The sequence below is a fragment of the Anoxybacillus sp. LAT27 genome (assembly GCF_022030075.1).
GTDB classification, from domain to species: Bacteria; Bacillota; Bacilli; order Bacillales; family Anoxybacillaceae; genus Anoxybacillus; species Anoxybacillus kestanbolensis.
In genome coordinates this window covers 1-228 of sequence record NZ_JAIWYK010000355.1, presented here as the reverse complement: position 1 = coordinate 228, position 228 = coordinate 1, and the positions used below count along the sequence as shown (strand labels likewise).

Genomic DNA, 228 nt, shown 5'->3' with positions numbered 1-228 from the left:
AAGAGGAGTCGAACAAAAACAAAGAGCTGGATTGGCAAAATGACGGAATGGAAACGGACGCAGCCGGACAACTATCTTCAGAGGAAAAGAAGCCGGCGCAAATAGAACCATTGTGGCTTGCCCCTTCCATCGTGGCTGCTTTGGCTGTTGCACCAATTTGGGCAGCTGCAGGCGCGCCGCTTTTAGTGACAGATACAGATAAGCAGACGGAAGGGAAAACTAGTGATC

1 pseudogene is annotated in these 228 nt (G+C 50.4%); it reads left to right on the top strand.

The window, feature by feature from the left end:
- Positions 1 to 228, top strand: a pseudogene (locus LD028_RS09775) (flagellar hook-length control protein FliK); the annotation flags it as partial.